The organism is Cryobacterium luteum (assembly GCF_900110125.1).
Taxonomy (GTDB): domain Bacteria; phylum Actinomycetota; class Actinomycetes; order Actinomycetales; family Microbacteriaceae; genus Cryobacterium; species Cryobacterium luteum.
Genome location: NZ_FOCN01000061.1, coordinates 1 through 1,741 on the forward strand (window position 1 = coordinate 1; position 1,741 = coordinate 1,741).

2 protein-coding genes are annotated in these 1,741 nt (G+C 59.9%); both read right to left on the reverse strand.

The annotated features are described in order from the left end of the window. Positions 1 to 249 precede the first annotated feature (249 nt). Positions 250 to 795 (reverse strand): RNA polymerase sigma factor, encoded by a 546-nt coding sequence (locus BMW72_RS18195; RefSeq protein ID WP_092113162.1) that lies wholly within the window; start codon positions 793 to 795, stop codon positions 250 to 252. After that, the gene (locus BMW72_RS18200) at positions 792 to 1,376 is read right to left on the reverse strand and encodes a hypothetical protein (protein ID WP_134450463.1); all 585 of its coding nucleotides are present in this window, start codon (positions 1,374 to 1,376) and stop codon (positions 792 to 794) included. Before BMW72_RS18200 ends, BMW72_RS18195 begins: the two co-directional genes overlap by 4 nt. Between the last annotated feature and the right edge of the window lie 365 nt (positions 1,377 to 1,741).

A 1,741-nucleotide genomic window follows, 5' to 3' on the forward strand; every position in this document is an offset into this window, starting at 1 on the left:
GTCAGTAACGAACGGGGCGAAATTGCTGATCCGGGATTAATCGCCAAGAGCAAGCAGCTCGGCCAAACTATCCCGTAAGACGTTCCCAAGTGACACAGCATCTTCCCGCAACGCCGATGGGTGGATTGGTTGCAGACCTGTCGCGCTGGAGGTCCCCTTGCGGGCATTGTCGATGGTCTGATGGTTTCCGGCGCTGCAGTTGCGGTACACCGCCGTGAATAAGTAGATCGCCCGACAGGCATTCGCGAGCTATCCAACTGATAAGCACGGAACGTGTGCAGGGTGCGCTGGCTCGGGCTGTGCCGGTGACAGTAGCGCTCGTAGCTGCGCCTTGGCTTTTGTCATCCTGGATCTGACGGTTGAGGGGTTGATGCCGAGGATTGATGCCGCCTCGTGTGATTTGAAGCCGTCCCAGTAGATCAGTCGGACTAATTCACTTTCACTGGCGGAAAGTGACGCGATCGCATCTCGGAGCTCGACACCCTTGTCTTCGGGCTGGGGTACCGGAGTGGTGCGCAGTTCGTCGGCGAATCTCTGCACCGCGGCCGAGTAGCGTGCGGAGTTGCGTCGGGTGCTTCGCAACACATTGTGAGCGACGCCGAATAGCCACATGCGTGCTTCTGCCACATCTGGCGGCATTTTGCGATGGAGTTTCCAGGCCGTGATGAGTAGCTCACCATATGCTTCGGCGGCATCAGCCGGGTTCGAGATCCTGCGCAAGAAGTAGCGGAATAGGTCGCCTTCGCTGTACTTGATAGCCACCTGAAAGCGAGCCTGCCAGTCAGCAGCGCTCACAAGCCGCACCCTTCCGTAGCCATGCCGAAGCCGACGAGATTGGGGTCGTAACCCTTTGCCTCCAGGTGCTCCCACATCAAGTTCGAGGCAACCCGCCACACAGCCATCTGCTTGGCCTGCGCATCGCTCATGGTAATCGGATTTACGTCGCCACTCTCATCGCGGGCGGTGAGATACGACTCGCGGTTCTCGGCTTCGATCTGCGCGGTGTCCAACGTTTCAAGATCGAGCGCGCCCACGAACGCTCGTGTTTCACGCGCGATGGCTGAGTCCTCGTCTACGCCATCCAAGAAGCTGACGGTGAATCCTGCGAAGCAGATCTCGGCACCATTGGAGACTGAGAAGACATTGTCTGCGACCCAACCCCAGGGCGTTTCCATGCCGCCGGCAGCCATCGCTGCTGACCCTCCACCGAGAAGCAACACCGAAGCTGCGACTCCGGCGGTCCACGCCTGCAAACGACGTGCACGGCGAGGCTTTGCTTCAGCGAGGATCCGCTCACGATGCCCGGCCAAGCCTGTGGGTAGCAGCGGCTGGGGTGCCGTCTCGCGGAGCAAGCGTTCGAGTTCAGTGTTGTCCATGGTGCGCCCTCCGATAAGTACATTCACTCAGTACATGACCGCTGGCAACCATTTTGTCCACGTGGCCTCAAGAAAAGGTCAGGAAACAGTAACGCCAGTCATAGATACCGCGAGGTCTTTTCCTGGACTCGGAGCCGCTTTGCGGGCTGAGGGTCCGGCTACTTCGGCTTTGGACTGCTTTAGCCAGAGAAGGCCCGTATGTGGTTCCCCGTACGGGCAACTCGCTCAGCGAATCGACTTGAGGAATCACGCCTCAACGCGCCCTGTGGGCGTCCGGCGTCCGGGCGCGACAGCTCGGCGTGCTGCGCAGATACTTCTCTAGCTACCGGTCCGGGGAGAGTGCAGCCTGAGGGCGGAAACGGTGG

Coding starts and splice junctions, on each gene's coding strand:
- BMW72_RS18200 (WP_134450463.1), bottom strand. CDS start 1,376: ATGGACAACACTGAACTCGAACGCTTGCTCCGCGAGACGGCACCCCAG.